At 70.3% G+C, this 516-nt stretch carries 1 protein-coding gene and 1 pseudogene; both read left to right on the top strand.

Annotation, left to right across the window (positions count from 1 at the left end):
- Positions 1-192 (top strand): annotated as a pseudogene (locus FB586_RS18985) (bifunctional diaminohydroxyphosphoribosylaminopyrimidine deaminase/5-amino-6-(5-phosphoribosylamino)uracil reductase RibD); the annotation flags it as partial.
- Positions 193-516, top strand: a 324-nt coding sequence (locus FB586_RS18990; RefSeq protein ID WP_370741104.1) for a riboflavin synthase, incomplete at its 3' end; no start/stop codon positions are given.

The following is a 516-nucleotide window of genomic DNA, read 5'->3' on the forward strand; positions in this document are numbered from 1 at the left end:
GTCGACGAGGTCGTCACCTACGTCGCCCCGATGCTGCTCGGCGCCGGCACCAGCGCGGTCGGCGACCTCGGCATCACCACCATCGCCGACGCCCTGCACCTGCAGGTCCGCGACGTGACCGTGCTGCAGGGCCGCGACGGCGAGGACACCAACGTCCGTCTGACCATGCGTCCACAACCGAGGGAGAAGTAGATGTTCACCGGCATCGTCGAGGAGCTCGGCACCATCGCGGAGGTCACCGACCAGGGCGACGCCATCCGGCTGACCGTCGAGGCGAGCACGGTGCTCGAGGGCACCGGGCTGGGAGACTCCATCTCCGTCAACGGGTGTTGCCTCACCGTCGCCGAGCTCGGCGACGGACGTTGGACCGCGGACCTCATGCAGGAGACGCTCGACAAGACCTCGCTGCGCGGAGCCGCCCCGGGCGACCGGGTCAACCTCGAGCGCGCGGTCACCGTCGACAAGCGGCTCGGCGGCCACATCGTGCAGGGGCACGTCGACGGCGTCGGCGAGATC

It is taken from the genome of Cellulomonas telluris, assembly GCF_004886325.1.
In the GTDB taxonomy this organism is placed as follows: Bacteria; Actinomycetota; Actinomycetes; order Actinomycetales; family Cellulomonadaceae; genus Cellulomonas; species Cellulomonas telluris.